Source organism: Altererythrobacter sp. Root672, assembly GCF_001427865.1.
Taxonomy (GTDB): Bacteria; Pseudomonadota; Alphaproteobacteria; order Sphingomonadales; family Sphingomonadaceae; genus Croceibacterium_A.
In genome coordinates, this window is the sequence record NZ_LMHH01000001.1 from 194,542 (window position 1) to 218,748 (window position 24,207).

The following is a 24,207-nucleotide window of genomic DNA, read 5'->3' on the forward strand; positions in this document are numbered from 1 at the left end:
TTCCGGCATTGTACGTAGGCCGGACCATGCGGCGCCGCTGAAAATACGGATCATGACAAACGGGTTATTAACCTAAACTACGTAGAACCCCTTGCGTGATACCACGTAGAAGATCGGTTTAGGGGACCAAACGCATGATCATTCAGTTCCATAAGGCGCGCGCCGGTAAGCATCTCATGGTGCTGGGTGCATTTGCCTCGACTTTCCTGGGTTCGGGGGCCTCGGCCGCCACTCAGGGCACTCTCGGCGCCACCTCCACGGGCACCGTCGCAATCAATGCCAGCGTGGCGAACCGGGCTCGCATCACCGGGCTTGTCGACGTGAACTTCAATGCCGTGGATCCGTCGACCAATGCCTCGGCCGTCCAGAATGTCTGCGTGTGGAGCAACACCGCGACCGGGCGCTACACGATTACGGCGAGCGGCGGCGGCAGCCCAAGCGCGTTTACGCTCACGGGTGGCATTCCGTATGCGGTCGAATGGGCGGCTTCCGGCGGACAGTCCTCCGGCACCGCGCTCACTTCGGGCACGGCTTCGGCTTCGCTGACTTCCGCCGCGACCAATCAGTCCTGTTCGACCTTGTCGACCCTTAGTGCCAGCCTGATTGTGAGAATTGCGAGCACCGACTTGCTCACGATGACCGCGGGCACTGGTTACGCAGGCACGTTGACGCTTCTCGTCACGCCACTTTAATCGTTCAATACCAATTTCTTGGCCCGCTCCGAACACTCATGGTTCGGGGCGGGCTTTTCTTATCCGGTAACCGAAAATTTACCATGTTTCTCCATATCGTTAACCATGGTCTTGGGGAAATCCCTTAGTGCGGGAGCGTTTGCAGGCGCCCTGATCGCCTTACTGGCGGAAGCGCCGGCGCATGCGGATGCCCGGATCAGCATGCTTACCGATGTGAACTTCGGAAGCCTCAGTACCGCGACCGACCAGACTATCAGGCAGAACGTCTGCGCCTACAGCAGGCAGGGCTTTACCGCGCTAAGCTACGGGGTCCGCGCCACCGGCAACGGGACGGGAGGTGCGTTCACCCTCGCCAATGGCACAAGGCGGCTCGCTTACGAGGTGCAGTGGGCCGACGCGGTGAATCAGACCACCGGCACGCAACTCACGGCCAACGTGCTTTCGCCGGGCTACGATAACAGCGCGTTCTTCCAGAACTGCAATTTTCAAACCACCGGCACCGCCACACTTATCGTGATCATCCGCGCAACCCAGGCTGCCGCCGCTACCGCCGGCAATTACACGGGCACGCTGCAAATCACGATCGTGCCGGAGTGAGTTGGCGCTAACCGTGGCCAGCTTCCACCCGACCGGCGCCCGCGCTTCGCTTCGAAGCCTGGTCTTGGGTTGTACGATCCTTTCGGCGGGAGGGTGGGTTCAGCCCGTCCAAGCGAAGGACGCTGGCATTCCAGTGATCCTGGTCGGGGAGCCTGAGGGGTTCTCGGACCTGACCGAAAGCCAGGTCCTGCTGGTGGACGTCTACTTTGGCGGCGTGCGCAAGGGTGAGGCAAAGATCAGCGCCGTTCCGGGCGCGGTGAGCTTTCTTGAGCCGGCGGCGACACTGGCGCTGCTTCCCGAGCTGACGGACCGCGCCGCGGTCGAGGCGGCCCTTGCCGCTGGAGACTTGCCCGCCAACGCGGCCCTCGCCTGTTCGAACTCGACCGATCCGGCTATTTGCGGGGATCTCGATCCTGACGTTGTCGGTGTGATCTTCGACCGCAATCACTTCCGCCTCGATATCTTTCTGAACCCCCGCTTCATCGCCGTGAACGAGTTGGTCGCGGACGCCTATCTGCCGGAGCCTGAAGGTGGCGTGGCGATGATCAATTCGATCGGGGCAGTGCTGTCCGGGCGTTTGGGCGAAGGGTCGAGCTACTACAACTTCCAGGACAACATCATCGTCGGCAACGGGGAACGGCGCCTGCGCGCGGACCTTTCTTATGCCAGCGAACTCGGTTTCGGAGCCGAACGGATCGCGCTTGAATGGGATCGACCCGGCCTGCGCTACTCTGCCGGCGCCTTGTGGGCACCGGGCAATGACCTTTTCGGCCGGCGCAAGCTGGTCGGGGCGGGCATCGAAACGCAGATCGACACCCGGCTCGACAAGGACGTGCTGTCCGGTAGCCCAGTAGTGGTCTACCTGCAGCAGCGCGCTCGCGTCGACATCGTGCGCGACGGGCGGGTGCTCAGTTCTGCCATCTACGAGGCGGGCAACCAGCAGCTCGACACCTCCATGCTGCCCGATGGCGCTTACGACATCATCTTGCGGATCGAAGAACCGGGACAACCGGCGCGTGAAGAACGGCGCTTCTTCAACAAGAACCGCCGCGTGCCGTCAGAAGGGCGGACCGACTTCTTCGCATTTGGCGGTATGCTCGTCGATGCCTCCGAAAGCCATTCGCTGGACGTATCAAATCGTCCCTACCTTCAGGGCGGCGTGGCTCACAGGCTGAGCAAGAGCTGGGTCGTCGAGGGCGGCGTCGAGGCGACCGACGAGACGGCCACCGCCGAGGTTGCAGCGGTCTTTCTGAGCGACATCGTGCAGTTGCGGGCAGCCGCAGTTGCCAACCTTTCCGGGACTTATGGTGGCGTGCTGCAAATCATGTCCGGGGGCTATTCGCGCTTGAATTTCAACTTCGATCTCCGCCGGATCGAAGCAGACGAGTTTGATGGCGGGCCGATTGTCCCTCCGGGCTCGCCGGGTTCTCCTTCGGGCCTGCCGGGCTCGTTCTGGCAGGGTGGAAGCTATTCTCAGATCGGCGGTGTCGTCTCATTCAGCCTGGCCAGCATCCGCTTCCTGGGGACCTTTTTCTACCGCGACGACCCAACGCAGGAGGCCCGCTACAGCATCGGTCCGGCGCTTGAATGGGATGTGCTGCAAAAGGGGCCGTTCACACTGACCATGCGCGGTGACGCGACAGCCACCGACCGCGGAAGGTCTGGTTTTGCCGGTATTTCCCTGCGCTTCCTCGGCGCCAGATCATCGCTGACCGGGCTCGGCGGCACGAGGGCATCGACCATCACCGGCGATGACCTGGGTGAAGGCCCGGCGGGCGCCGTCTCCGCATCCTGGAGTCCGTCGCTCGGCGCTGGCGAGTTGGCCTTGGGGGCCGGACTCGAGCACCAGCCCAATCGCGACAATATCGTCGGGTCGACCGAGTTCCGCCATCGCCTCGGCACGCTCGCCGGCGATCTGGTCCACAGTGAAGGTCAGGGCTCCTCGGCTACGCAGTACAGCCTCGGCCTACAGACCACGCTCATTGCCGGGGCAGGGTCATTGCAGGTCGCTGGCAGGACAACCACTGAAAGCATGATCGTCGCGCACGTGAAGGGTGCGAGCAAGGATGATCGCTTCGATGTCTATGTCGACGAGCAGGTGGCCGGCTCCATCACCGGTGCAGAGCCGTTCACGCTCTCCTTGCCTCCTTACCGGGCTTACGACGTGCGTATCCGTCCGACCGGAGAAGGGCTGCTCGCCTACGACAGCGCGTCGCGCAAGGTTAGTCTCTATCCCGGAACCGTCTCCAATCTCGATTGGGTCGTTTCGCGGATTACGATCAAGTTCGGCCGGCTTACGGCTCCCGATGGCTCCCCCCTTCGGGGTGCCTCGATCACCGGCAAGGGGGTGTGGAGCGAGACCGACGACAATGGATACTTCCAGATCGAAGCATCCGACAACGCCGATCTCGAAGTGACCCTCAACGATGGCCGGACTTACGCGATGACGCTTCCAACCGGTGAAGTCCGCTCCGGCATCGCTCGCCTCGGTGCGATCGTTTGCTGCACCGAAACCGAAATCCAGCTCGGCTCACTGGGTGAGCTGCCCAGCCCTGCTAACGGAGGATCAAAGTGAAATTCACAACGCTCATGTGGACGCTGGCTGCCGGTGCGGCCTTGTGTGCAGGTCCGGCCGCGCAGGCCGAGATGGTGCTGAGCCAGGTGATCGTCGACTTGTTGCCCGGCAAACCTCCACGCGAAGACATTGAGGTCTGGAACGACGGCGACGAGCGGATGTACGTCTTGGCCGAACCCTTCGAAATCCGTGGGGCGGGGACCGCTGCCGAGGAACGCGTTCCGGCCGGAGTTCCCGAAGAGTCGGGTATCCTCGTCTCGCCGCAACGCCTGGTCCTGGAGCCGGGCGAGAGGCGCACAATCCGGGTTGCTTCCATCGGCGATCGGGCCACGTCCGACCGCGTCTTTCGCGTGGCAATCAAGCCGGTAGGCGGTCCGATCACGGCCGATGTCAACGCGCTCAAGGTATTTGTCGGTTATGACACTCTGGTGATCTTCCGGCCGGAAGAGTTCACTGGCGATGTAGAGGGACAGCGCGCCGGGCGCGAGCTGCGGCTGGTGAACAGCGGCAACACCGCGCAGGAGTTATTCGACGGCAAGCAATGCGATGCCAGTGGGAGCAATTGCCAGGAGCTGCCGGCCAAGCGGCTTTATCCCGGCGTCGTTTGGGAACAGACACTGCCCTTCGAAACTGAGGTCACTTACAAAGCAGCGGTCGGCCCAACAATTCGCGACCGGCACTTCTGAGCAGCGTTACCGGTCAACCTTCCACGTAGCGGCGAACCAGCGTGGCCAGTTGAAGCGGATCGAACGGCTTGGCGATGACGCCCGCCGCGCCGAGCGCCATCAGGCGCACCGCGTCGTTATCGTCTGCGCGGGCGGTAATGAAAACGACCGGCGGGCCGCCTCCGGGCGACTCACGGATTTTTTCGAGTGTCGCCGGACCGTCCATCTCCGGCATCATCACGTCGAGCAGCACGAGATGCGGTTGCCATTCGGGCAAGGCCGCGATCGCGTCTGCACCCGACGGGCTGCACCGCACCTCAAGCTCCGGATCGAGCTCCAGGCTGATTTGCGCGACTTCGCGCAGGTCGGGCTCATCGTCGACGTAGAGTATCCGCCAACTCATTCGTGACCTTTCAAAGTTACGTCTGACCCGGCTTCTGCGAGCGGCAGCTCGACGTGAAACGTCGCTCCGACGGTCACCCGCGTGTCCAGACAGATATCGCCGCCCAGCTGCTCCACGATGCTCTTGCAGATCGAGAGGCCAAGCCCGGTGCCTTGCTGCACTCTGGTTGTAGAGGAATCGTACTGGGCAAACCGATTGAACAGGCGATCGCGGAATGAGGCCGGCACACCCGCACCCTGGTCGATCACGCTCAACCGGGCGCACTGTTTGTTGGTTCGGAGTTTTACCGTAACCGTTTCGCCCGCCGGCGAGAATTTGACGGCATTCGAGATCAGGTTTGCGAGGACCTGGAGCAGCCGATGCCGGTCCGCCAGGATGATGACGGGTTGCCCGGTCAGATCGGCCTTCAGCTCGATCCCGCCGCGCTCTGCGAATGGCGCGTTCTGTTCGACGCTCAATCCCACCAGCTCGGCAAAGTCGAACTTCTCGAGCTGGAACTCCATCCGTCCAGAGCGCAACTTGTCGACGTCGAGCAGATCGTTGACGAGCGCGATGAGCCGCTCGCTATTGCGCTGGGCAATAGCGATCAGCCGTTCGGCCTTCGCTGAAAGTTCACCCGCCGCACCCGCGCTGACGATGCCGAGCGCACCGGAGATCGCGGTGAGTGGGGTCCGCAACTCGTGGCTCACGGTCGTCACCAGCTCATCCTTGAGGCGAGCCACCGTTCGCGCTTCGGTGATGTCCTGCGACACGAGAAGATACCGTCCCCCGCTGACGGCGCGGCGGTACAGGCTCAGGACCGTGCCGTCCTGCCGCATAACTTCCAGGCGACCGCTCTCTGTATGTTGGATGGTCTGGATCAGCATGTCGACGATCGCTTCCGGATCGCCTTCCCCGAGGTCGCCTCTGCGAGCGGTGATGAGCATCAGGTCGCGCGCGTTCATGCCGGAGACGATGTCCTCGGGCAGGTAGCCGAAGTGAACGCCAAACTGCTGGTTCCACAACACCAGCGTGAAGTCGTGCTCGACCAACGCGACCCCCTCGGTGACGTTATCCATCGTCAGGGCAAGCACTTCTCTATCCTCTTTCGTCTCCTCGACCGAACTCAGGAATTCGGTAACGTCGTTGGAGATGCAAAGGACGCCGACGATGGTGTCCGAAGACTCGTCGATGTCCGGGATCGGAGTGTAGCTGAAATCGAAGTGGCGGGTCTTTTCGCCGTCCGCCCCACGAATGGGAAAGTTGGTCAGGATGAACGAGTGACCTTCGAAAACTCGCTCGACGTCGCCGCGCAGCTCCTCCCAGATCTTGCCGGCGACTTCATCGATCGGCCGACCGAGCGTATTGAGCGACGGTATCTGCCAGATGGCCTGGTACGGCGCGTTGTAGATGAAAGCGCGCTCGGGACCCCACAGCATGAACATCGGCTGCTCCGACCCCAGGATCAGGTTGCACATGTAGTGCAACTGCTTGGGCCAGACAGCGCAAGGTCCGACCGGTGTGTTTTCCCAGTCGTGACCGCCGAACTCGTTGCGATCGAGCGTCTTGAGTGGGGTCATCGGCATCGTGATCAGCGAGGCATCTCGGCCATCACGGCCTCAAGCCTGGACTCAACCTCGTCCTGAGAAGCCGGTTGGACCAAGGCGTCTTCGAGTTCGCGAGCGCGAGCGCTGAGGTCTGGCCAACCGAACAGGCCCGCGTTCCCGGCGAGGCTATGGGCGATCTTTCGCATGGCCGGCTCGTCATGTTGGCGATGGGCCTCGCGGAGCGCGGCGATCTCCGTGCGGGCGCGAGTGATGAAGCGGGTCCGAAGCGCGTCCATCCTCTCATCAAATGGCTTCATCGAGTGCTCGCACCTGGAAATCGCACCGGGAACATGTCGCTTGATCGTGGGTACCTAGGGGGACAACCGCGAAAGGAGGGATCGGGTCCGCGGTATGACGAAAGTTCTGGTTGCGGATGATGATCCCCTGACTGCCGCGGGCATCGAAGTGTTGCTCGCCGGGTCCAGGTTCGAGGTCGTCGCCAGCGTAAGATCGGGATCCGAAGTGCTGGAAAACCTCGCCGGCGCGCGCCCGGATATTCTCGTCCTCGACATCAGAATGCCCGAGCGCAGCGGGCTCGATGTCTTGCGGACGCTGCGGGGGCGGGGGGACACCCGGCCAATTATCCTCCTTACCGGCGGCATCAGGGACCAGGACGCGAAAGAGGCGATGACGTTGGGCGTCAACGGGCTGGTGATCAAGGCCACTGCGCCCCGCGACCTGCTGGCTTGTCTCGATGCCGTGGCCAGCGGGCGGCGGTGGTTCGACCAGGAAGTGATGCAGCGGGCGATGGACTTCGTATCTTCGCCCGAAGCCGAGCGCGATCCGCTGGGGCCGCTCTCCCCGCGTGAGCGCGGGATCGCGTCGCTGGTGCAGCGCGGGCTGCGAAACAAGGAAATCGCCGACGAACTCGGCCTCACCGAGGGCACGGTAAAGGTCCATCTTCACAAGATATTCGAGAAACTTCGGTTGCAGAGCCGGACCGAACTGATCCTTCTCGCCGCCGCCCGTGAAGAATGATCGCTATGGCGAAGGATATAGCCCGCCCCGCCAAGGGATAAGGCGTTTCTCGCCTGTCGATGAATATTCGCAAGCCCCGCAAATCGCCAGAAGCCACCGTTAATTGGCGGGCCTGTGCCCGTCGCAGGCACACGGTACATGGCATCCTTCAAGGTTCTTGTTGTTCCCGTTCTGGCGTTGCTGGCAGGTGCGATCTCCGCACCGGCTGCCGCGCATGGGAGCACCACGGCCTATGCCGCGGGCCAGGGCTCGGTGAACCGCATCGAAGTGGGCATCGACGTGCACGCCTCCGTCAGTGACCGCTGCGGCTTTGCGACCGACGGCGCTCCCTCGGGAACGGTCAGCCAGACCGAATTCGATCGCACCGGCTTCAGCAAGGACTTCGCGATCCGCCTCAACTGCACCAGCGCCTCGCGCATTGCGGTAAGCTCGCTCAACGGCGGGCTGGCCCAGGGCGAGACGGTGACCGGCTATGCCTCCAGCGCGCCCTACAATGTCGAGCTCAAGATGATCGCCGACAACGGGACCAACGCCAGCGCGACTTGCGCCGCCGCCCTCCTCAAGTCCGGAGCAGGCTGCACTTTCTCCGGCAGCGCCAGCACGAGCAATGGCCTAAAGCTCGGCGCGGCGTCGACCAAGGCGAACGGTTCTTATCTGCGGGTGTCGGCTCAGCCTTACACGGACAGCAAGCCGCTGCTCGCCGGAAGTTATTCCGATACGCTCACAATTACGATTAGTATCGCACCCTGATGGTGGGAACCTGTTTACCAGCGGAGCCGTAGACCATGTGGCATGAGAAACGGACTCCCTTGGCTTGTGCTTTACGGCGAAGCATGTTGCGCCTCCGCCCTGGTGGTATCTTTCGCGATACCCGCGGCTCAGGCGACGGCTCAGGCGAGCCAGCGAGTCACGGTCTCCGGGTTCGTTTCGCCTCGTTGCTGGGCGGTTTCCGCCGCGGTCCCGCCCGAGGCATCACCATCGACGGAGCGCAATCCCGTAAGGTGCTCCAACAGTTCGAGCTCGGTTCGGGTCGAGCAGCCGGACGAATCGGCCAATCGCCGGGATGGCGCTCAGCCGCGAGTCCGGGTCACGGTATCGCCCAAGTCCTGACCTGGCGCCTGGCCGCTGCCGGTGCAGCGGTGCTTGCCGTTATCGCCCTGCCGAACGCGGCCTCGGCCCAGGTCCAGTATTCGCCGGTCTGCGGTGTCACGGGCTATGCGACCGCGCCGACCACCATCACTTACGATCCGTTCTCACCGGGCGGCCTCTCGCAGGCCACGATCCCGCTGATCCTCCAGCGCAACCGCACCACGCAGGGCGGCCGGACCTCCGAAGTGAGCCTGGTGCTGGTCGCACCGGCGGGCACACCTTCGCTGCAGGTGACTTACCAGGGGCAAAACGTCCTCTACCAGGAAGGCAGCACGGCAGGCCGGCCGCGCGCGCTCAATTCAAAGGACGGCGGGGCAGGGGCTGCGGGCGAGATTCGCTATACCTTCGGCGGCAGCTCGGCCACCGACCTGTCGACGGCGCTCAACTTGCGCGTCACGGTCCCGGCGGGGACCGACCTTTCGGCGGGCGAGCCGATCTACTTCGACATCCTCTACATCTGCTCGGGCGCCGGAGGGATGCAGAGCGTGTCTTCCCCCACGCGCGAAAGCCGGGCCGTTCGCATCAACGTCAACACGGTGAGCGCGCTGCAGGCCTACTACGCGGGCTCGACCCTGGACTTCGGGGAGATCGGGGACGTCACCACTGCCCAGGTCCTCGCGAACCCCACGGCCTTTACGACCTCGGCCACGAACTCGCTGCGCGTGCGCAGTTCGGGACCGTTCGAGGTTCGCCTTCGGTCGGACAACGATTTTCGCCTGACCTTTCCCGGCGGCAACCTGACCAGTTCCTCCGACACGATCCGGTATAGCGTGCGTTTCCTGGGGGTGGACACCGCCTCCAACGCCACCTTCGGCACCAAGACTTGCACCCGGGCAGGCGTGGCCGGCACGTCAGGCGTGCTGCCTATCCGCGCAAAGCTGACCGAAGGCGGGGCGGGGAAGACGCCGTCCTCCAACTATGCCGACACGGTCACCATCACCTTCACGCCGATCATCATGGCGTCCGGCGCGCAGTCTTGCGCTGGGTTGTGAACGACCTCGCCAGACAGCCGCCATTCCTTGATTGAATCGTCATTGCGAGGGCCGAAGGCCCGCGGCAATCCAGGGCGGTTCGCACGTTCGCCCTGGATTGCTTCGCTACGCTCGCAATGACGAAGTGTTTTTGTCGGCAGTCAGGCGATTGCCCGCACAGGTTCGGCGCCGTGGCGACAGCAGCCTATATCGGCGGATATAGCGTTTGCCGCCGCCGGTTAGCGCTGAATTCGCTGGCGGCTAGATAGTGGGTCCCCGGCCCTCCGCGTAATACCGGATCACCAAGAGCAGACCCGCAGGGGGTCATTGGAGATCCGTAATGAAGAAGTCTGTTGCTACCCTTATTTTTGCTGCTGCCGCGATCGTCGGCACCCCGGCCATGGCCCAGTCGGCCAGCGGCACCGTGGTCGTCAACGGCACCGTTGCCGCCAAGTGCAGCGCGACCGATCCGATCAGCGGCACGATCAACCTGGGCGAACTCGCCAAGGCTGACGGCACCGTCGACAAGGCCCTTTCTGGTGCCACCAACGGCCTGAGCCGCAACTTCACCGTGCGCTGCAACGGCACCAACCCGAACCTTTCGGTTGAAGCGCGTTCGCTGGTGAACACCGCCGCGACCAACTCGCCGAACGGCTACACCAACACTGTCGACTATTCGGCCAAGCTGGCTGCCAAGGGCGCCAAGGGCACGACCACGTCGATCACCGACCTGTCGCTCAACAGCGGCGCCACCACCGGCCGCATCGGCGACCGCCTGGCTGCCGAAGCGAACAACGTCACGCTGACGATCCTCGACGGTATCACCTCGAACTCGACCGCGATCCTCGAAGCCGGCAGCTATACCGGTAGCGTCGACATCATCATCACGGCCGCCCCGTAAGGATTGCCGACCGATGACCCCGCACATGCTCTTGCAGCTCGCCGCGGAACTCCGCGAGCGTGCTGCGGGGGCAGACCTCCCGGAACGAGCGGACCTTCTGTACCTCGCAGAGGAATACGAAGCGTCTGCCCGTTCCGGGAACGCGGATAAAACGCGCGGCTTCTCCGTTAAGTTGCCAAAGTAAGGGCACAAGCCGCAGACTACGGCATTCTTAGGGTCAGGCCCCATAACCAGCGCCTTCGAGGTTTGAAGCAAAATGGCTCAGTGCCAGGAAGGAAGGCGCCGGAATATGTCGATATTTCAAGTCTTCCTGACGCAGCAATGGGCCATTTTGATCAAATCCCGAAGGGACGGCAGAATGGCTTCCATCTCGAACGGAAACGGCCTTGGAAAGGCAACAAGCCTTCCCGGCGACCGCTTCCGTCCGATATGTTCGCCATTCTGCCGCCTCGAAGGCGCTGGTTATGGGGCCTGACCCTAAGCCGTGGGCCGGCGGTGAACTGGAGGGAAGCCATGCGCGCACTCACTGGTAAAATGCGTTCCCTGGCGCTCGGGCTTGCCGCCACGGCGAGCTTCCTTGCTCCCATCACGGCTGAGGCGATGACCGTCCAACCCGTGGTGATCGACCTTGCGACAGCTGGTCGCGGCATGAGCGAAGTCATCATCGTCGAGAACACGTTCGACAGGCCGTTGGCCGTCGAACTGACCATGCAATCGCTCGAACTCACCGAAGACGGCGTCCACGCCACCGGGCAGGACACGCAGGAGCTGGCGGTATTCCCGCCGCAAGCGGTGATTCAGCCGGGCGAACGGCAGAACTTCCGCGTGCAGTACGTCGGCGATCCCGTGCTGGCAAAGAGCAAGCACTTCTACGTCACCGTCTCGCAACTGCCCGTGCAGACCGACGAAGGCGGCGCCAATATCCAGCTGCTCTACAACTTCCAGGTCCTGGTCAGCGTCGCCCCCGGCGATGCCAAGCCTTCCATCACCATCTCCTCCGCCGAGATCGGCCGCAACGCCGAAGGGCAGCCTGTGCCCGTGATCGTCGCGAGCAATTCCTCCGCCGCGCATGGCTACCTCTCCCGCGGCCGCCTCGAAATCGTGCAGCGCAGCTCGGGCGGGCAGGAACTGTTCCGCAAGGAACTGAGCGGCCCCCAGATCCAGCAGTCGCTCGGCTACGGGCTGATCGGCGGAATGCAGAGCCGGCGCGTCGTGCTGCCCGAGCCTCTTCCCTCTGCCGACGGGACAGTCACGGTCCGGTACACCCCAGACTCCTGACGCCGTGCGGGGGCTTCGGTTCTGGACGGGCGGGCTACTTGTCCTAGCCGGCACCTTTGCCGGCGACGCCGCGCGAGCGCAGGATAGCGCTCCAGCTTCCGGCGAAAGCGTGATCCTGATCGCGCCCGAACTCCCGGCCAACCTGGTCAATCCCGCCGGACGAGCCGTGGTGCTCACCGCGCCGATCATGGATGGCGAGGCCTACCTCGGCGACGCCACTCTCACCCTCGGCGCCGACGGCAGCGCCAGCTTTTCCGCCGCGCGCCTTCTCGCCTTGCTCGACCCGCGCCTGAACAGCCAGGCGAGCGACGTGCTGCACAGCCGGCTCGCCGCCAACGGCCGCCTGACCAACACCGACCTGACCGGGGCGGGGATCACCATCCGCTACAACCCGCAGACCCTGCAGGTGGAAATGGACATCGCCGCCTCGAGCCGCGCCGCCAGCGTGATCGCCCTCGGCAGCGCCCTTGGCCGGACGGTGAACTACATGGAACCGGCCAATTTCAGCGCCTACCTCAACGTCCGCGGCTCGCTCGACTGGGTCCAGCAGGGACAGGACGACGCGGACGAGGGCCTCTCCGCCCCGGTCATGTTCATCGACGGAGCGGCGCGCTGGAAAGGCGTCGTGCTCGAAGGCGAGCTCAACCTCCAGCCCGACGCACCCGGCGCCGACTACCAACGCCGCGGCACCCGCCTGGTCTACGACGACCGCGACCGCCTGGTCCGCTGGTCCGCCGGCGACCAACAGACCGTCGCCTACGGCTTCCAGTCCGCGCCCGAGATCGCCGGGCTCGGAGTCAGCCGCCGCTACTCGATCCTCGACCCGCAGACCGTCATCCGCCCCCGCGGTAGCCGCAGCTTCCAGCTCGACCGCCGCTCTATGGTCGAGGTGCGGATCAACGGCCAGCTGGTCCGCCGCATCGAACTCGATCCCGGCGTCTTCGACCTGCAGGACTTCCCCTTCGCCCAGGGCGCCAACGACGTCGAGCTAACCATCACCGACGACACCGGCCGCACCGAGCGGGCCAACTTCAACATCTTCCTCGACCAGGCCCAGCTGGCCGAAGGTCTCAGCGAATTCGCCTTCTACGCCGGCGCCCTCGCACCGCTCGGCTTCCATGGCCCAGTCTACAGCGACACCCCCGCGTTCAGCGGCTTCTACCGCCGAGGGATCAGCGATCGCCTGACGCTCGGCGCCAACCTCCAGGCCGACACCCACGGCTGGATGGGCGGCGGCGAGATCGTGCTGGCGACGCCGATCGGCTCGCTCGCCGGCCTCGCCTCGGCCTCGCACGTCGAGGACGTCGGCGGCGGCTGGGCCGGCCTGCTCAACTTCCAGCGCACTTTCGCGAGCGGCGGCATCTCGGCCGACACCCTGACGCTCTCGGTCGAGGCGCGCAGCAAGGACTTCGCCCCGATCGGCAACCGCCTGCCCGAAAATCCCTACTCGCTGATCGTCGGCGCAAGCTATGGCCGCTCGCTTACTTACGATCTCTACGCCGGCATCGACGCCCGCTACTCCCGCGGCCGCGGCGACGAGGTCGACGTGCAGAGCCTGCGCGGCATGGTCAGCTGGAACATCGCCCCCAACCTCAGCTTCACCGGCGACGTGACTTACGAGAAGGACATCCGCGGCACCAACCTCGGCACCTTGCTCTCGCTGACCTATCGCCTGGGCCGCCGCTCGAGCCTGCGCGGCGACTACGACAGCCGCTACGACCGCGCGCGGGTTTCCTATCAGACCTTCGGCGGCACGGGCCTGGGCTCCTACACCCTCAACGCCGACGTCGAACACAGCGACATCGGCACTGGAGCCAGCGTCAACGCCAACTACTACGGCAACCGCGCGGAACTGGGCTTCAGCCACTTCGGCATCTTCGAACGCGACCTCGGCGCCTCGACCGGCCAGCGCAGCTCGCTGCGCTTCGGCACCTCGCTGGCGATGGCCGACGGCGCGGCCACCGTGGGCCGCCCGATCTACGACGCCTTCGCCCTCGTCAAAGCCCACCGCGCGATCCGCGACAACGAGATCCTCGTCGACCCCACCGGCGACTCCGCCTCCGCCAGCACCGGAGCCCTCGGCACCGCGCTGCAACCCTCGCTCAGCAGCTACAGCGACCGCTCGCTGATCATCTCGGCGCCCGAGGCCGCGATCAACCTCGACCTCGGGCAGGGCGCCTTCCGCCTGTTCCCACCCTACCGCGCCGGCTACCTGCTGACGGTCGGCTCCGACTACAACGTCAGCGCCACGGGCCGCCTGCTCGATGCGGCGGGCCAGCCGGTCTCGCTCGTCTCCGGCACCGCCCACGAGCTCGCCCACCCCGACCGCGAGCCCCTCGCCCTGTTCACTAACCGCGACGGCCGCTTCGGCCTCATCGGCCTCGCGCCCGGCCGCTGGCGCATCGAGTTGGTCGGAGCAGAGGGCGCGGTTTACGAGATCGAGATTCCCGCCGATCAGGACATCATCCAGTTGGGCGAGGTGCGGCCAGGGAGCTAGCGCCGCAACCGCAGGATAGGTTGCATCTTGGCCACAGGTCTTGGTGAAACGTCAATTGAACCAGTCACTTGCTGTCTATGAATCCCCTCGATAGACCCGTCGACGCGTCCCAGCTCTGCGGACTCTACGTATTGTTTCGTAGGATACTAACGGCCTTTTGGACCTGTGATGGCGGACGGACTGCGCCGCCGAAAACAGGGACTGAGTACCATGAGGTCATTGCATTCTTTTCTCGCGAGCACGGCGGTTCTGGGCCTGGCCGCGCTGGTGTCGCAACCGGCGTTCGGGCAGGAAATTGATCTGAGCCAGGGCGAAGGCGAGAGTGAGGTTAGTGAGGTTATCCTTGTGACCGGTTCGCGTATTGCGCGCCCGAATATTGACGCGCCGGTGCCCGTTACATCGATAACCGGGGAGGAGCTTTTTCAACAAGGCCAAACCAATATTGGCGAAACTCTGAACCAACTTCCGCAATTACGTTCGACCGTTGCCCAGCAAAACCCTGGGTTGGGGATCGGCGTTGCCGGCCTTAACCTGCTTGATCTGCGGGGTCTTGGTACCGAGCGCACCCTCGTGCTTGTGAATGGCCGCCGCCACATTGGCGGTGACGTCAGCAGCAATGCTGTGTCGCCGGACGTCAACACGATTCCAAACGATCTGATTGAGCGCGTCGATATCGTGACGGGAGCCAATTCGGCCATTTACGGCTCCGACGCTATCGCCGGCGTCGTGAACTTCATCCTGAAGAAGGATTTTGAAGGCTTTCAGGTGCGGGGTAATGCCGGTATTTCTCAGGGTGGCTATGGAGAAAACCAGTACATCTCCGCGATGTATGGCAAGAACTTCGCTGGCGGCCGTGGCAACATCACCCTTCATGGCGAGTTCGCCAATCAGGAGCGCATCTTCGCGTCGGATATTTCGTTCCTCCGCCAGCAAGATGGCTTGTTTGTAACCGATGCGGACGCGCCGGCATGCACCAGTTTCAATCCTGCGAGGCCGACGGGGTGCTCACCCAACACCGTAAACGGGGGTGACGGAATTCCCGACCGCGTCTTTATTCGTGACGTTCGCAGTGCCACTATCAATCGCTTCGGCTTGGTTCCGATCGTCCAACCCGAAGGCGCAAACGCGTTGTGCGGCACCGGTATCAGTAACGGCATTACGCCCGGTGTGCCTTACAATTGCACCTACATTTTTACGCCTGAGGGACAACTTGTGCCTCAGACGGGCGCTCGTTTTGGCGCGGGGGCGTTTGGCGGCGTGACCGGAGGCAACGGTCAGACTGGTCGTGAGGGACATCTCCTTTCGGTGCTTCCCGAAATGCAACGCTACAACGCGAATTTGCTCGCGCGGTATGAATTTAGTGAGGCCGCCGAGGCCTTTCTGGAAGCCAAGTTTGTCCGGATCGATGCGATAGGTTCGAACTCTGGGCCAACTTTCATTCAGGGCACCATGAGCCAATTCGATAGTCGAGAGCGGGTCCGGTTGGACAACCCGTTCCTCAATCTCGAGGCTCGCTCGACCTTGGCTAATGCGATCTTAGCGTCGGGTTTCAACTCGAGCCTGAACACGCGAGTCGCGCTTTCGGCCACTGATCGCGCTGCGATTGCCGATGGCAGCTATCGCTTTGTTGTTGCGCGGAATTTGGCCGATTCCGGAATTCGAGATCAGGATTTTCAGCGCGACACGTACCGGATTGTCGGTGGACTTCGCGGAACCTTCAACGATGATTGGTCCTACGAAATCTCCGGAAACTACGGCAAGATGAAGGAGGCAACGACAAATTACGGCTTCGTGGACCGGCAGCGCTTCGTGCTCGCGATGGATGCGGGGCTGAATCCTGTTACCGGAGCAATTGAATGTCGCGCCAAGTTTGATCCTGCGTCGGCCGTTGCTTTCACCCAGGGTCTCAGTGCAGATTCGGCGAGGGCGAACCAAGAGCGTTTGGCGGCCGATGTCGCGGCGTGTGTTCCCTACAATCCATTTGGAGGAGCTGATAACAGCGCCTCCGCAAACTACTTCGTCTACACTGGGTCGGTGAACTCTTGGATGGATCAACTCGTTTTCAACGGGTTCGTATCCGGGGATTCGAGCGAATTCCTTATGTTGCCCGGAGGTCCCGTGAGTTTTGCGCTGGGCGCAGAGTATCGTCGAGAAAGGGTTTTTCAGGAACAGGACGCTTTCACACAGGCAGGCTTCACCAACAACGTTGCGATCCCGACATTCGAGCCGTCTCCGTTTGAGGTGAAGGAAGCTTTTGCCGAACTGCGGGTGCCAATCCTCTCCGATCTGCCTTTCGTCGAAGAATTGACTATCAATGGAGCCGGCCGTGTTTCCGACTACAAGGGCGGTGTCGGTACCGTGTGGGCATACAATGCCGGCCTCGAATGGGCTCCTGTCAGAGATATTCGCTTCCGTGCCAATTTCGGTCGTGCGGTCCGTGCTCCGAACTTGACCGAAATCTCAGATCCGCTTGTCGAGAATTTCGCCACTGGTTTTCAGGACCCCTGTCTTCCAACCAATATTGGTCGAGGAACCCAGTTCCGAGGGGCGAATTGCGAGGCGGCGCTCGGCTCGATCCTGGCCGATCCGAACTTTCAATCGATCGCGGGAAGCTATTCGTTGGCGGTTGTAAGTGGAAGCAATCCTGACCTTCACGAAGAAACGTCTGACTCGTGGACGATCGGCGCCGCGGTACAACCGCGTTTCGCTCCCGGTTTATCGCTTTCGGTGGACTACTACGATATTACAGTGAATGGAGTAATTGTTTCTCTGGCGGCGCAAACGATTGCGAATAGCTGTTATGATCAGCCGGATTTGAATAATCCGTTTTGCCCGCTGTTCAAACGCAATGGCGCCGGTGTCGGGCCAAATGGGGAGGCGCCGGGTGAGATTATCGACAATAGCCTCATTCAGAGCCCGCTCAATTTCGCGAAACGGCAAAGGCGCGGTATCGACTTTGATGTGAGATATAAGACTGCGCTAGGCACGGATGTGTCTCTGGATACGCGCCTTGTTTATACGCATCAGTTGAAGAGCAGTAACTATCAGGACCCTGCAAGGCCTGAATTCGAGAATCGTCTCCTCGGCGAATTGGGTGATCCACAGGATGAATTCCGATGGGACGTTGCGCTCAATAAGGGGCCGTTCACGTTGGGCTATCAAATGAGCTACATCGGTCCCATGTGGGTTAACGCCTACGAGGATTTTAATGCGCTGCAGGACCGTGCTCCGCAGGACATCGACTATGCGGATACTCGCAAGTATCCGGCGGTCTTCTATCATGACATCCGCTTTAACTGGCAGGTGGCAAGCGAGTCGAACGGTCGGGAACTCGACTTCTTCGTTGGCGTCGATAACGTCCTAAACACCCGACCACCGCTTGGTTCGACTGCAACGGGCGCGGGTAGTGCGATATACAATATTCGTGGCCGCAATTTCTATACAGGGTTCAAAGCAGGCTTCTAAGATGCAATGAAATTGGGGGCGAGTGGTATATCTCGCCCCTAAATTTCTAATATTATGGGAATAGCCACGTTGGCCGTTACGTCCGGCAGATGGAAGTCTGGTGCAGCGTTCGATATTTTCTGTGCCGTACGCACAGCGTCATTGCGCCTAAAACACATTCCGCGCACAGAGCACGTCCGCAACCACAGACTGCCCGCCGACGTTATCGAGCGCCTGACTGCGAGCCACGATCCATCCGACCGAACGGCAGAACTGGTTGGCTTGCGTTCGGGCGCAGCTCGCGTTCTGGCACGGAATCCGCTGGCCATTGCGCAAGGGGGCAGGGAAGAACTCCGCCGTCGCGCCGCGCAGCGAGTTGCCGACGCCAGTGCCGAAGCCGCCGGTTGGCCGGATAGACTGGATCGTCCGGAAATTGTTGGGCAGGGTCGGCAGGTCGCGGTCGATCGTCCGGCAGGTTCCGGTGTAGTTCCGGCCCGTGCAAATCTGCCATTCACCGCTGCGTATGCGGATCGAGCGGGGATCCCAGTTCAGCCGCAGGTCTGGCGTGGCCTGGCGCACCGAATGGAACTGGCCGCCGAAGAAGGTGTCACGGTGCAGGATGGCTTCGAGCCCGCCCTGCGATGGGTTTCGCATGGCTTCCGGCGTCTGCAGCGGTTCCGCCTGCTCCTGGGCGCTCGCGGCCGGTAGCAAGACCAACATCGCCAGCAGGGTTCCAACAACGACGCGCATAGCCCGCTCCTTCCCGTATCCGGTGCGGCGAAGTCCGCACAAACACTCGGCTTTCCCGAGTTATTCCACGCGGAAATAGGGCACCCGAAAGGCGACGCTGTCTATCGGGGTTTCCCCGGTCTTTGGCGTAAGTGAGAGGACCGGCGCGCTCGCAGCCAGCGCGCCATGCCTCAGCCGCCGGGGCTTAGCCCGAGCGCTTCCTTATGCTCCTCGTTGTCCTTGTCGCGGAAGGCAAAGGCGCCAAGGAACGCGCTGTCCGCGATCAGTTCCAGCCCCAGCACCACGCCCAGGAACCCATCCGAAACCGCGGCCCAGTTGAACAGCACGACCAAGCCCATCACGATCGAGAGCACGCCCGAGCCCAGGAAGGCCGGGAAGTAGCGCGACTTGCGCACCTCCGCGATGGAGGCCAGCTTGGCGATGCCGCCGCCGACCAACAGCAGCGAGAGAATGAACGACACGTCGACCGGCCCGATCGTGCGCGGATCGCCCAGCTTCATGCTGAGCCCCGCATATACCAGGAACGCGCCTACGAGCCCCGGCAGGATCATCGTGATCGGGCGCCGCCGCTTTCGAAAGATCACGCCCAGCAGGTAGATCGCGCCCGCTCCCAGCAGCAGCCAGGGAACGACACCGAACACCAGGCCGGTCACGGTCACAGGGTTGAACAGCACATAAAGCCCAAGTGCGGCCATGACGCCGGCCAGCACCGTTTGCACCTTCCAGTTCATGCGGCGCATCCTCTTGCTGTAGTTCGCAATGGTGCCGTGGATCGGCCCTTCATGCAAGCAATGAGCGACTCGGCGCGATGGGCTCGCAAGTGAGAACCGACTCAGGGCCACCCCAAAAAATTGCGAAGTCAAACTAAAGCGGGACCTAATCAACAGTTAAGTTTGCGCTCAAATCGTACTTCTTAAGTGTATCTACCTAATGATTTTTGCGGTTTCGAAATTATTAACCAACTTATGAACAGCGAAGACAGATACTCATTCAATCCGGAAATTCACAAGCTCCTCTATTCGAGGAAGCGCACGTTCGGTCAGAATTGGGTCATAGTAAAACGGGAACCGAGTTTCGTACGCAACGAGACAAATCGCGGTTCCAACTCGAAGAGCGCAAGCGCCAGTTTCTTCGTGGGCCGTCGCGTTGGCGCCCGCGCCAACTAATTACTTCCTCAGGCGATCAATAGTTAGGGGCCAGCCGGCAAGCGCCGGCCTTGGTAGTCCCGGCTGCGTCTGGCAGCACCTCCTGAGCGGATAAGCCCTCACGATTGCTTGTCGCCACGAAGCCGGCAAGTCTATGTCAGGTTCGATGGCTGAACGCTCGATCCTGATCGTGGGCGGCGGAACCGCGGGGTGGCTGACGGCAGCCTATCTCGCGCGGTTCTTCGACGTCGCCCGCAATCCGCGTATCCGGATCACGGTGCTGGAATCGCCCGAGATCGGCATCATCGGCGTGGGCGAGGGCACGTTCCCGACGATCCGCAATACCCTGCGCTACATCGGGATCGACGAATCCCGTTTCGTCCGCGCGACTTCGGCCACCTTCAAGCAGGGCATTCGCTTCGATAACTGGGTGCAGACCCCAGCCGAAGGGCGCGAGGAGCACTTCCTCCACCCGTTCGAAGCGCCGTTCCACGCCGAAGGCTACAGCCTGGTTTCCTATTGGCTGCTCCAGGACGAACGGACGCGCCCGCCGTTTGCCGAAGCGATGTCGATCCAGAACCGCGTCGCGGAAGCGGGGCGCGCGCCCAAGCGTGCGGACGAGGGCGATTTCGCCGGACCGCTCAACTATGCCTACCACTTCGATGCCGCGCGGGTGGCCGAAGTGCTGTCGGACCACGCCCGGGCTTTGGGCGTGCATCACCTTCAGGGGTTGATGACGGGTGTCGAACTCGATCCCGTGACCGGTGCGATCGACCATGTCGTGACTCGCGAGCATGGCGACCTGAAGGCCGATCTCTATGTCGATTGTTCCGGCTTCCGGGCCGAGCTTATCGACGGAGCGCTGGGCGTGCCGTTCAAGGAGGTCGGCGATGTCCTGTTCACCGACCGGGCGCTAGCCTGCAAGCTGCCTTACGACGAGGAAGGCTCGCCCTTACGCAGCTACACCGTGGCCTCCGCCCACCAAGCCGGATGGATCTGGGATATCGGCTTGTCGGGAGCGCACGGCGTGGGGTGCGTCTATTCCAGCGCCCACATGTCGGACGACGAGGCTGCGCAGGCGCTGGAGCGTTACACCGGTGGCCGCAGCCTCGACGTGACCCCGCGAAAGATCCCGTTCCGCGCCGGCTACCGCACTCGCCCATGGGAGAAGAACTGCGTGGCCGTCGGGTTGGCCGGGGGGTTTCTCGAACCGCTTGAATCGACCGGCGTGGTGATGATCGAGGCGGCGGCGGCGATGATCGCCGAACTGTTCCCGCACTACGGCCCCGCCGATGGCCCGGCCCGGCGCTTCAACGAACTGATGACCGCCCGCTACGAGAGCATCATCAAGTTCCTCAAGCTCCACTACTGCCTGAGCCGGCGGGTGGAACCGTTCTGGCGGGACAATGCCGCAGCGTCGTCGATCCCGGACCAGCTGCAGGACCTGCTCGAACAGTGGAGCTATCGCCCGCCGAGCCGGTTCGACTTCGTGCTCGACCACGAGAGCTTCGCGTTCTTCAACTACCAGTACATCCTCTACGGCATGGGCTTCCGTACCGACCTTTCGCCGGTGCGGGACGAATTCCCGCACACCGACGAAGCGCAGAAGATTTTCGAACGCATCCGCCACTTCGGCGATCAGGCGGCGCGGGATCTCCCAGCGCACCGCGCGCTGATCGAGCGGATGGCCGCGGCCGAAGGCTCTTAAGCCTTCCGTTCGTCCAGAGCTTGTCGAAGGACTTGAGTGCAGCGCAGCGGTGGTTCGACAGGCTCACCACGAACGGGGGTGGGTGTGGGGTGACTCCTCACCTCCTTGTGACGGGTTACACCGCCCATTCCAGCGTCAGCAGCAGCTTGTCCGTGTCGGTGGCAAAGGTCTCCGCCCGATAGCCGGCGTAGCGGATAGAGGCGCCCAGCGGCCCGTGGCGGGCGCTAAGCACCAGGTCGAGTTCGTCGCCGTATTTCCGCCCTAGGCGGTCGCTGTCGAACTGGTGCCAGGTGGCCGCGAGATTGATGTTCTGGAACGGCCCGACCTTCTTCAAGGTATAGCCGAACGTGCCGTAGAGATCGTGCAGTCCATCGGGCGGGATGGTGCCGAATTTGCCGGCCCAACCGTTCCACCTAAAGAACGAGGCCAGCGGGGTCTGCACGCTGGTGAGCGGAACGCCGCCGTCGGCGCCGAGAACTTCATAGCCGAGCGCGGCATTGAACCCGCTGAACGCGACCGTCGCCTCGCCAAACAGGTAGTCCGCCGAATAGTCGTTCGGATTGCGGTGGTAGTCGCTCTGCCTGGCCCAGCTGGCCGTGTAACCGAGCTTGGCGCCCGGCGTGATGTCGAGGCCGCCGTTGAAGCGCAGGCCGTACGTCTGGTTCGAGAGCCTGAAGTTCTGCACCGCCGCTTCGTCCTGATCGACGAGGTAGGCTAAGCCGGTCAGCGTGCCGATGTCGGTTCGGTAACCGAGCAGGGCAAAGACATTGTCGCCGTCGATGGCGCTCGGTCGCGCTCCGGTTCCCCGAGAGCCGTTCACCGTGCGGACGCTCGCGGCGTAAGTCAGGTCGGCGCTGAGGCGGCCTTTGGTCCATTGCACGCGCAGCGCGTCGAAAGTCTGCTCGTTCTGGCGGAACGCGGCGGGGCCGACGAAGCGTTGGTCGGCGAGTTCGATCCGCTGGCGCCCGGCTGTCGCTGTCAGCCCGTTCGAGCCGGTGTAGCGGATCTGCGCGCGGTTGATTTCGAGGTTGCTCGGGTCGGCGACGAGCGGGAACTGAGTCTTGCCATTGAGGCCATCGTTATATCCGGTCGAAAGCGCCACGGTCGCTTCGGCCTCGATCAAGGCCGACCATTCGCCGGTCTTCGCCGTTACGCCCGGGCGCACCCTCAGCGTGAAGGCGTCGGCGTCCCGCGGCAGTCCGTCCTGTTCGACGTTTTCGTACCGTAGCCGGGCATCGACCGACGGCGTCAATTTCACCTCTTCGGCGTGCGCGAGCGAGCTGCACAGCGCGGCCGCCGGCACCAAGGGCCAGAGTTTCATGGAGGGTCCCCCAAAAAGAGGCCCCGCTCCCAAGGGCGTGAGGGAGCGGGGCCTTCTCGGACTTAGGCGGCGCTTGGCGCTGCCTCGCCTTGAATGGCGTCGAGTTCGCCGCTTTCGCGGGCCTTCTTGCCGTAGACGGCCTCGAACAGGGGGCCGGCCATCATCGTGGTGACGATCGCCATCAGCACCATCATCGAGAACAGCGCCGGACCGATTACGCCCTGCTGCAAGCCGATGTTGATGATGATGAGCTCCATCAATCCGCGCGAGTTCATCAGCGCACCGATGCCGAGTGCGGTGCGGTTGTCCTCGCCCGAAAGCCGCGCCGCCGCCCAGCAGGCGCCGAACTTGGCGAGGATCGACACCACCAGGATGACGAGCGCAATCGCCAGCAGCTCGACCGAATTGACCATGTCCATGCGGGTGTTGAGGCCGGAGTAAGTGAAGAACATTGGCAGCAACACGACGACCGCGAACGGCTCGACCTTGCGCCGAAGCTCATCGACGAACTTGCCGCGCGGCATGCAAGCGCCGAGCAGGAAGCCGCCGAACACCGCGTGCAGGCCGGCCGCGTCCATCAGGAAGGCGGAGAGGCAGAACAGGCACAAGGTTATGCCGAGCACTGTGTTGCTCATCTCGCCGCTCTTCTCGACCGCGCGGCCGAGGGGGGCGAGCAGGCGTTTGCCGAAGAAGAACAGGAACGCGGCGTAAGCCAGGCCGCTGACGATCGCGAGCAACGCAACCCCGGCGCCGGCGCCAAAGGTGGCCAGCACAATCGCGAGGACGCACCAGGACATGGCGTCGTCGAATGCCCCTGCCGTAAGTGACAAGGTGCCGAGCGAGGTGTTTGCCAATCCCCGCTCGTTGATGATGCGGGCCAGCATCGGGAAGGCGGTCAGTGCGATGCAGGCGCCCATGAACAGGGTCGCGTTGAAGCGGCTGATGCCCTCGGCGAACAGGCCGGGAATATCGAGCAGGAATGGCGTGATCAGGAACGCCATCAGGAACGGCGTGGCGATCCCGGCAATCGAGACGCCAACGGCGCTCTTGGCTTTGGTCTGGAAGTGATCGAGCCGCAGCGTTGCGCCGACCAGGAACATGTACAATCCCACACCGAACTGGGCGCCGGCGTAGAGGACGCTCTTGGTCTCCTTGGGGAAGATGGCCGCTTGAAGGTCCGGAAACAGCAACCCGAGCAGCGACGGTCCCAAGACGACGCCGGCGATCATCTCGCCGACCACTTGCGGCTGCGCCAGCAGCTTCTGCCCCAGCCAGCCGACGACGCGGCACGTGGCGATGATGATCGCCAACTGCAGGAAGAAGCGGATCGAAAAGTCTGTCGGCGAAAGGCTCGCCTCGGCTTGAATGGCTGGTCCGTGTGCGTTGAACACATCGACCGCTGCCGCAAAAAACTGACTCACCAAGTCGGAAGCCATGATTTTCTCCCCCAGTCCCATTCCCCGTCTGTGCAGGGTGAAGCCAGAGCATCGAATCTGCGGGGCGGCTGCAACTGAAAATCGATCAGCCGATTGTCGATTTTCGGCCAT

General features: G+C 62.9%; 19 protein-coding genes. 12 read left to right on the forward strand and 7 right to left on the reverse strand.

All coding sequences use genetic code 11. From position 1 onward, the window contains the following. The first annotated feature begins 134 nt into the window (after window positions 1-134). The 4 genes from ASD76_RS00895 (at window position 135) to ASD76_RS00910 (ending at window position 4,550) form a co-directional block, all read left to right on the forward strand. Window positions 135-692, forward strand: coding sequence for a hypothetical protein (locus tag ASD76_RS00895; protein WP_055917149.1), 558 nt, complete (start codon window positions 135-137; stop codon window positions 690-692). 201 nt (window positions 693-893) lie between these two features. Next, window positions 894-1,289, forward strand: coding sequence for a hypothetical protein (locus ASD76_RS00900; RefSeq protein WP_156457495.1), 396 nt, complete (start codon window positions 894-896; stop codon window positions 1,287-1,289). 13 nt (window positions 1,290-1,302) lie between these two features. After that, entirely contained in the window at window positions 1,303-3,864 is a 2,562-nt protein-coding gene (locus ASD76_RS00905) for a CS1-pili formation C-terminal domain-containing protein (protein ID WP_156457496.1), read from the forward strand. Then, window positions 3,861-4,550 (forward strand): hypothetical protein, encoded by a 690-nt coding sequence (locus tag ASD76_RS00910; RefSeq protein ID WP_156457497.1) that lies wholly within the window; start codon window positions 3,861-3,863, stop codon window positions 4,548-4,550. Before ASD76_RS00905 ends, ASD76_RS00910 begins: the two co-directional genes overlap by 4 nt. Before the next feature lie 13 nt (window positions 4,551-4,563). Here the strand turns inward: ASD76_RS00910 and ASD76_RS00915 are convergent, their stop codons facing one another. The 3 genes from ASD76_RS00915 to ASD76_RS00925 are packed head-to-tail and all read right to left on the reverse strand — an operon-like array spanning window position 4,564 to window position 6,754. Further along, a complete protein-coding gene (locus tag ASD76_RS00915) occupies window positions 4,564-4,932 on the reverse strand; it encodes a response regulator (protein WP_055917160.1) in 369 nt (122 codons plus the stop codon). Further along, window positions 4,929-6,497, reverse strand: a complete 1,569-nt coding sequence (locus tag ASD76_RS00920; protein WP_055917163.1) for a PAS domain-containing sensor histidine kinase — start codon at window positions 6,495-6,497, stop codon at window positions 4,929-4,931. Before ASD76_RS00920 ends, ASD76_RS00915 begins: the two co-directional genes overlap by 4 nt. A 5-nt stretch (window positions 6,498-6,502) precedes the next feature. Beyond that, complete coding sequence (locus ASD76_RS00925) at window positions 6,503-6,754, reverse strand: Hpt domain-containing protein (protein WP_162249623.1); 252 nt, start codon at window positions 6,752-6,754, stop codon at window positions 6,503-6,505. A 115-nt stretch (window positions 6,755-6,869) separates the two neighbouring features. On the opposite strand from ASD76_RS00925, the gene ASD76_RS00930 reads away from it, so the two are divergent. The 7 genes from ASD76_RS00930 (at window position 6,870) to ASD76_RS00960 (ending at window position 17,757) form a co-directional block, all read left to right on the forward strand. Beyond that, window positions 6,870-7,496 (forward strand): response regulator transcription factor, encoded by a 627-nt coding sequence (locus ASD76_RS00930; protein WP_055917169.1) that lies wholly within the window; start codon window positions 6,870-6,872, stop codon window positions 7,494-7,496. 138 nt (window positions 7,497-7,634) lie between these two features. Beyond that, window positions 7,635-8,246 (forward strand): hypothetical protein, encoded by a 612-nt coding sequence (locus ASD76_RS00935; protein ID WP_055917172.1) that lies wholly within the window; start codon window positions 7,635-7,637, stop codon window positions 8,244-8,246. An 83-nt stretch (window positions 8,247-8,329) separates the two neighbouring features. Continuing rightward, window positions 8,330-9,637 carry a hypothetical protein gene (locus ASD76_RS00940; protein WP_055917175.1) on the forward strand — a complete coding sequence of 436 codons (1,308 nt, stop codon included), beginning with the start codon at window positions 8,330-8,332 and terminating at the stop codon, window positions 9,635-9,637. A 319-nt stretch (window positions 9,638-9,956) separates the two neighbouring features. Continuing rightward, window positions 9,957-10,517, forward strand: coding sequence for a hypothetical protein (locus ASD76_RS00945; RefSeq protein WP_055917178.1), 561 nt, complete (start codon window positions 9,957-9,959; stop codon window positions 10,515-10,517). A 513-nt stretch (window positions 10,518-11,030) separates the two neighbouring features. Next, window positions 11,031-11,795 carry a fimbria/pilus periplasmic chaperone gene (locus tag ASD76_RS00950; RefSeq protein WP_055922757.1) on the forward strand — a complete coding sequence of 255 codons (765 nt, stop codon included), beginning with the start codon at window positions 11,031-11,033 and terminating at the stop codon, window positions 11,793-11,795. A gap of 4 nt (window positions 11,796-11,799) precedes the next feature. Next, window positions 11,800-14,292 (forward strand): fimbrial biogenesis outer membrane usher protein, encoded by a 2,493-nt coding sequence (locus ASD76_RS00955; RefSeq protein WP_156457498.1) that lies wholly within the window; start codon window positions 11,800-11,802, stop codon window positions 14,290-14,292. Window positions 14,293-14,460: 168 nt separating this feature from the next. Further along, a complete protein-coding gene (locus ASD76_RS00960; protein ID WP_055917184.1) occupies window positions 14,461-17,757 on the forward strand; it encodes a TonB-dependent receptor domain-containing protein in 3,297 nt (1,098 codons plus the stop codon). A gap of 147 nt (window positions 17,758-17,904) precedes the next feature. Here the strand turns inward: ASD76_RS00960 and ASD76_RS00965 are convergent, their stop codons facing one another. Then, entirely contained in the window at window positions 17,905-18,486 is a 582-nt protein-coding gene (locus ASD76_RS00965) for a beta/gamma crystallin-related protein (RefSeq protein WP_055917187.1), read from the reverse strand. A 170-nt stretch (window positions 18,487-18,656) separates the two neighbouring features. Further along, window positions 18,657-19,217, reverse strand: coding sequence for a DUF308 domain-containing protein (locus ASD76_RS00970; RefSeq protein WP_162249624.1), 561 nt, complete (start codon window positions 19,215-19,217; stop codon window positions 18,657-18,659). 580 nt (window positions 19,218-19,797) lie between these two features. Between ASD76_RS00970 and ASD76_RS00980 the strand changes: the two genes are divergently transcribed. Then, the gene (locus ASD76_RS00980; protein WP_200943028.1) at window positions 19,798-21,339 is read left to right on the forward strand and encodes a tryptophan halogenase family protein; all 1,542 of its coding nucleotides are present in this window, start codon (window positions 19,798-19,800) and stop codon (window positions 21,337-21,339) included. 115 nt (window positions 21,340-21,454) lie between these two features. Here ASD76_RS00980 and ASD76_RS00985 read toward each other — a convergent pair whose 3' ends face one another. Together ASD76_RS00985 and ASD76_RS00990 are read right to left on the reverse strand one after the other, a co-directional pair. Then, a complete protein-coding gene (locus tag ASD76_RS00985) occupies window positions 21,455-22,660 on the reverse strand; it encodes an alginate export family protein (RefSeq protein WP_055917199.1) in 1,206 nt (401 codons plus the stop codon). Window positions 22,661-22,722: 62 nt separating this feature from the next. Next, entirely contained in the window at window positions 22,723-24,096 is a 1,374-nt protein-coding gene (locus ASD76_RS00990) for a cation:proton antiporter (protein WP_055922760.1), read from the reverse strand. Window positions 24,097-24,207: the final 111 nt, after the last annotated feature.

What these genes read in the sequence shown, in the direction of transcription:
- ASD76_RS00895 (WP_055917149.1), top strand. Translation starts at nt 135, where the DNA reads ATGATCATTCAGTTCCATAAGGCGCGCGCCGGTAAGCATCTCATGGTG.
- ASD76_RS00900 (WP_156457495.1), top strand. Translation starts at nt 894, where the DNA reads ATGCTTACCGATGTGAACTTCGGAAGCCTCAGTACCGCGACCGACCAG.
- ASD76_RS00915 (WP_055917160.1), bottom strand. Translation starts at nt 4,932, where the DNA reads ATGAGTTGGCGGATACTCTACGTCGACGATGAGCCCGACCTGCGCGAA.
- ASD76_RS00920 (WP_055917163.1), bottom strand. Translation starts at nt 6,497, where the DNA reads ATGCCGATGACCCCACTCAAGACGCTCGATCGCAACGAGTTCGGCGGT.
- ASD76_RS00925 (WP_162249623.1), bottom strand. Translation starts at nt 6,754, where the DNA reads ATGGACGCGCTTCGGACCCGCTTCATCACTCGCGCCCGCACGGAGATC.
- ASD76_RS00930 (WP_055917169.1), top strand. Translation starts at nt 6,870, where the DNA reads ATGACGAAAGTTCTGGTTGCGGATGATGATCCCCTGACTGCCGCGGGC.
- ASD76_RS00935 (WP_055917172.1), top strand. Translation starts at nt 7,635, where the DNA reads ATGGCATCCTTCAAGGTTCTTGTTGTTCCCGTTCTGGCGTTGCTGGCA.
- ASD76_RS00940 (WP_055917175.1), top strand. Translation starts at nt 8,330, where the DNA reads ATGTTGCGCCTCCGCCCTGGTGGTATCTTTCGCGATACCCGCGGCTCA.
- ASD76_RS00945 (WP_055917178.1), top strand. Translation starts at nt 9,957, where the DNA reads ATGAAGAAGTCTGTTGCTACCCTTATTTTTGCTGCTGCCGCGATCGTC.
- ASD76_RS00950 (WP_055922757.1), top strand. Translation starts at nt 11,031, where the DNA reads ATGCGCGCACTCACTGGTAAAATGCGTTCCCTGGCGCTCGGGCTTGCC.
- ASD76_RS00960 (WP_055917184.1), top strand. Translation starts at nt 14,461, where the DNA reads ATGGCGGACGGACTGCGCCGCCGAAAACAGGGACTGAGTACCATGAGG.
- ASD76_RS00965 (WP_055917187.1), bottom strand. Translation starts at nt 18,486, where the DNA reads ATGCGCGTCGTTGTTGGAACCCTGCTGGCGATGTTGGTCTTGCTACCG.
- ASD76_RS00970 (WP_162249624.1), bottom strand. Translation starts at nt 19,217, where the DNA reads ATGAACTGGAAGGTGCAAACGGTGCTGGCCGGCGTCATGGCCGCACTT.
- ASD76_RS00980 (WP_200943028.1), top strand. Translation starts at nt 19,798, where the DNA reads ATGGCTGAACGCTCGATCCTGATCGTGGGCGGCGGAACCGCGGGGTGG.
- ASD76_RS00985 (WP_055917199.1), bottom strand. Translation starts at nt 22,660, where the DNA reads ATGAAACTCTGGCCCTTGGTGCCGGCGGCCGCGCTGTGCAGCTCGCTC.
- ASD76_RS00990 (WP_055922760.1), bottom strand. Translation starts at nt 24,096, where the DNA reads ATGGCTTCCGACTTGGTGAGTCAGTTTTTTGCGGCAGCGGTCGATGTG.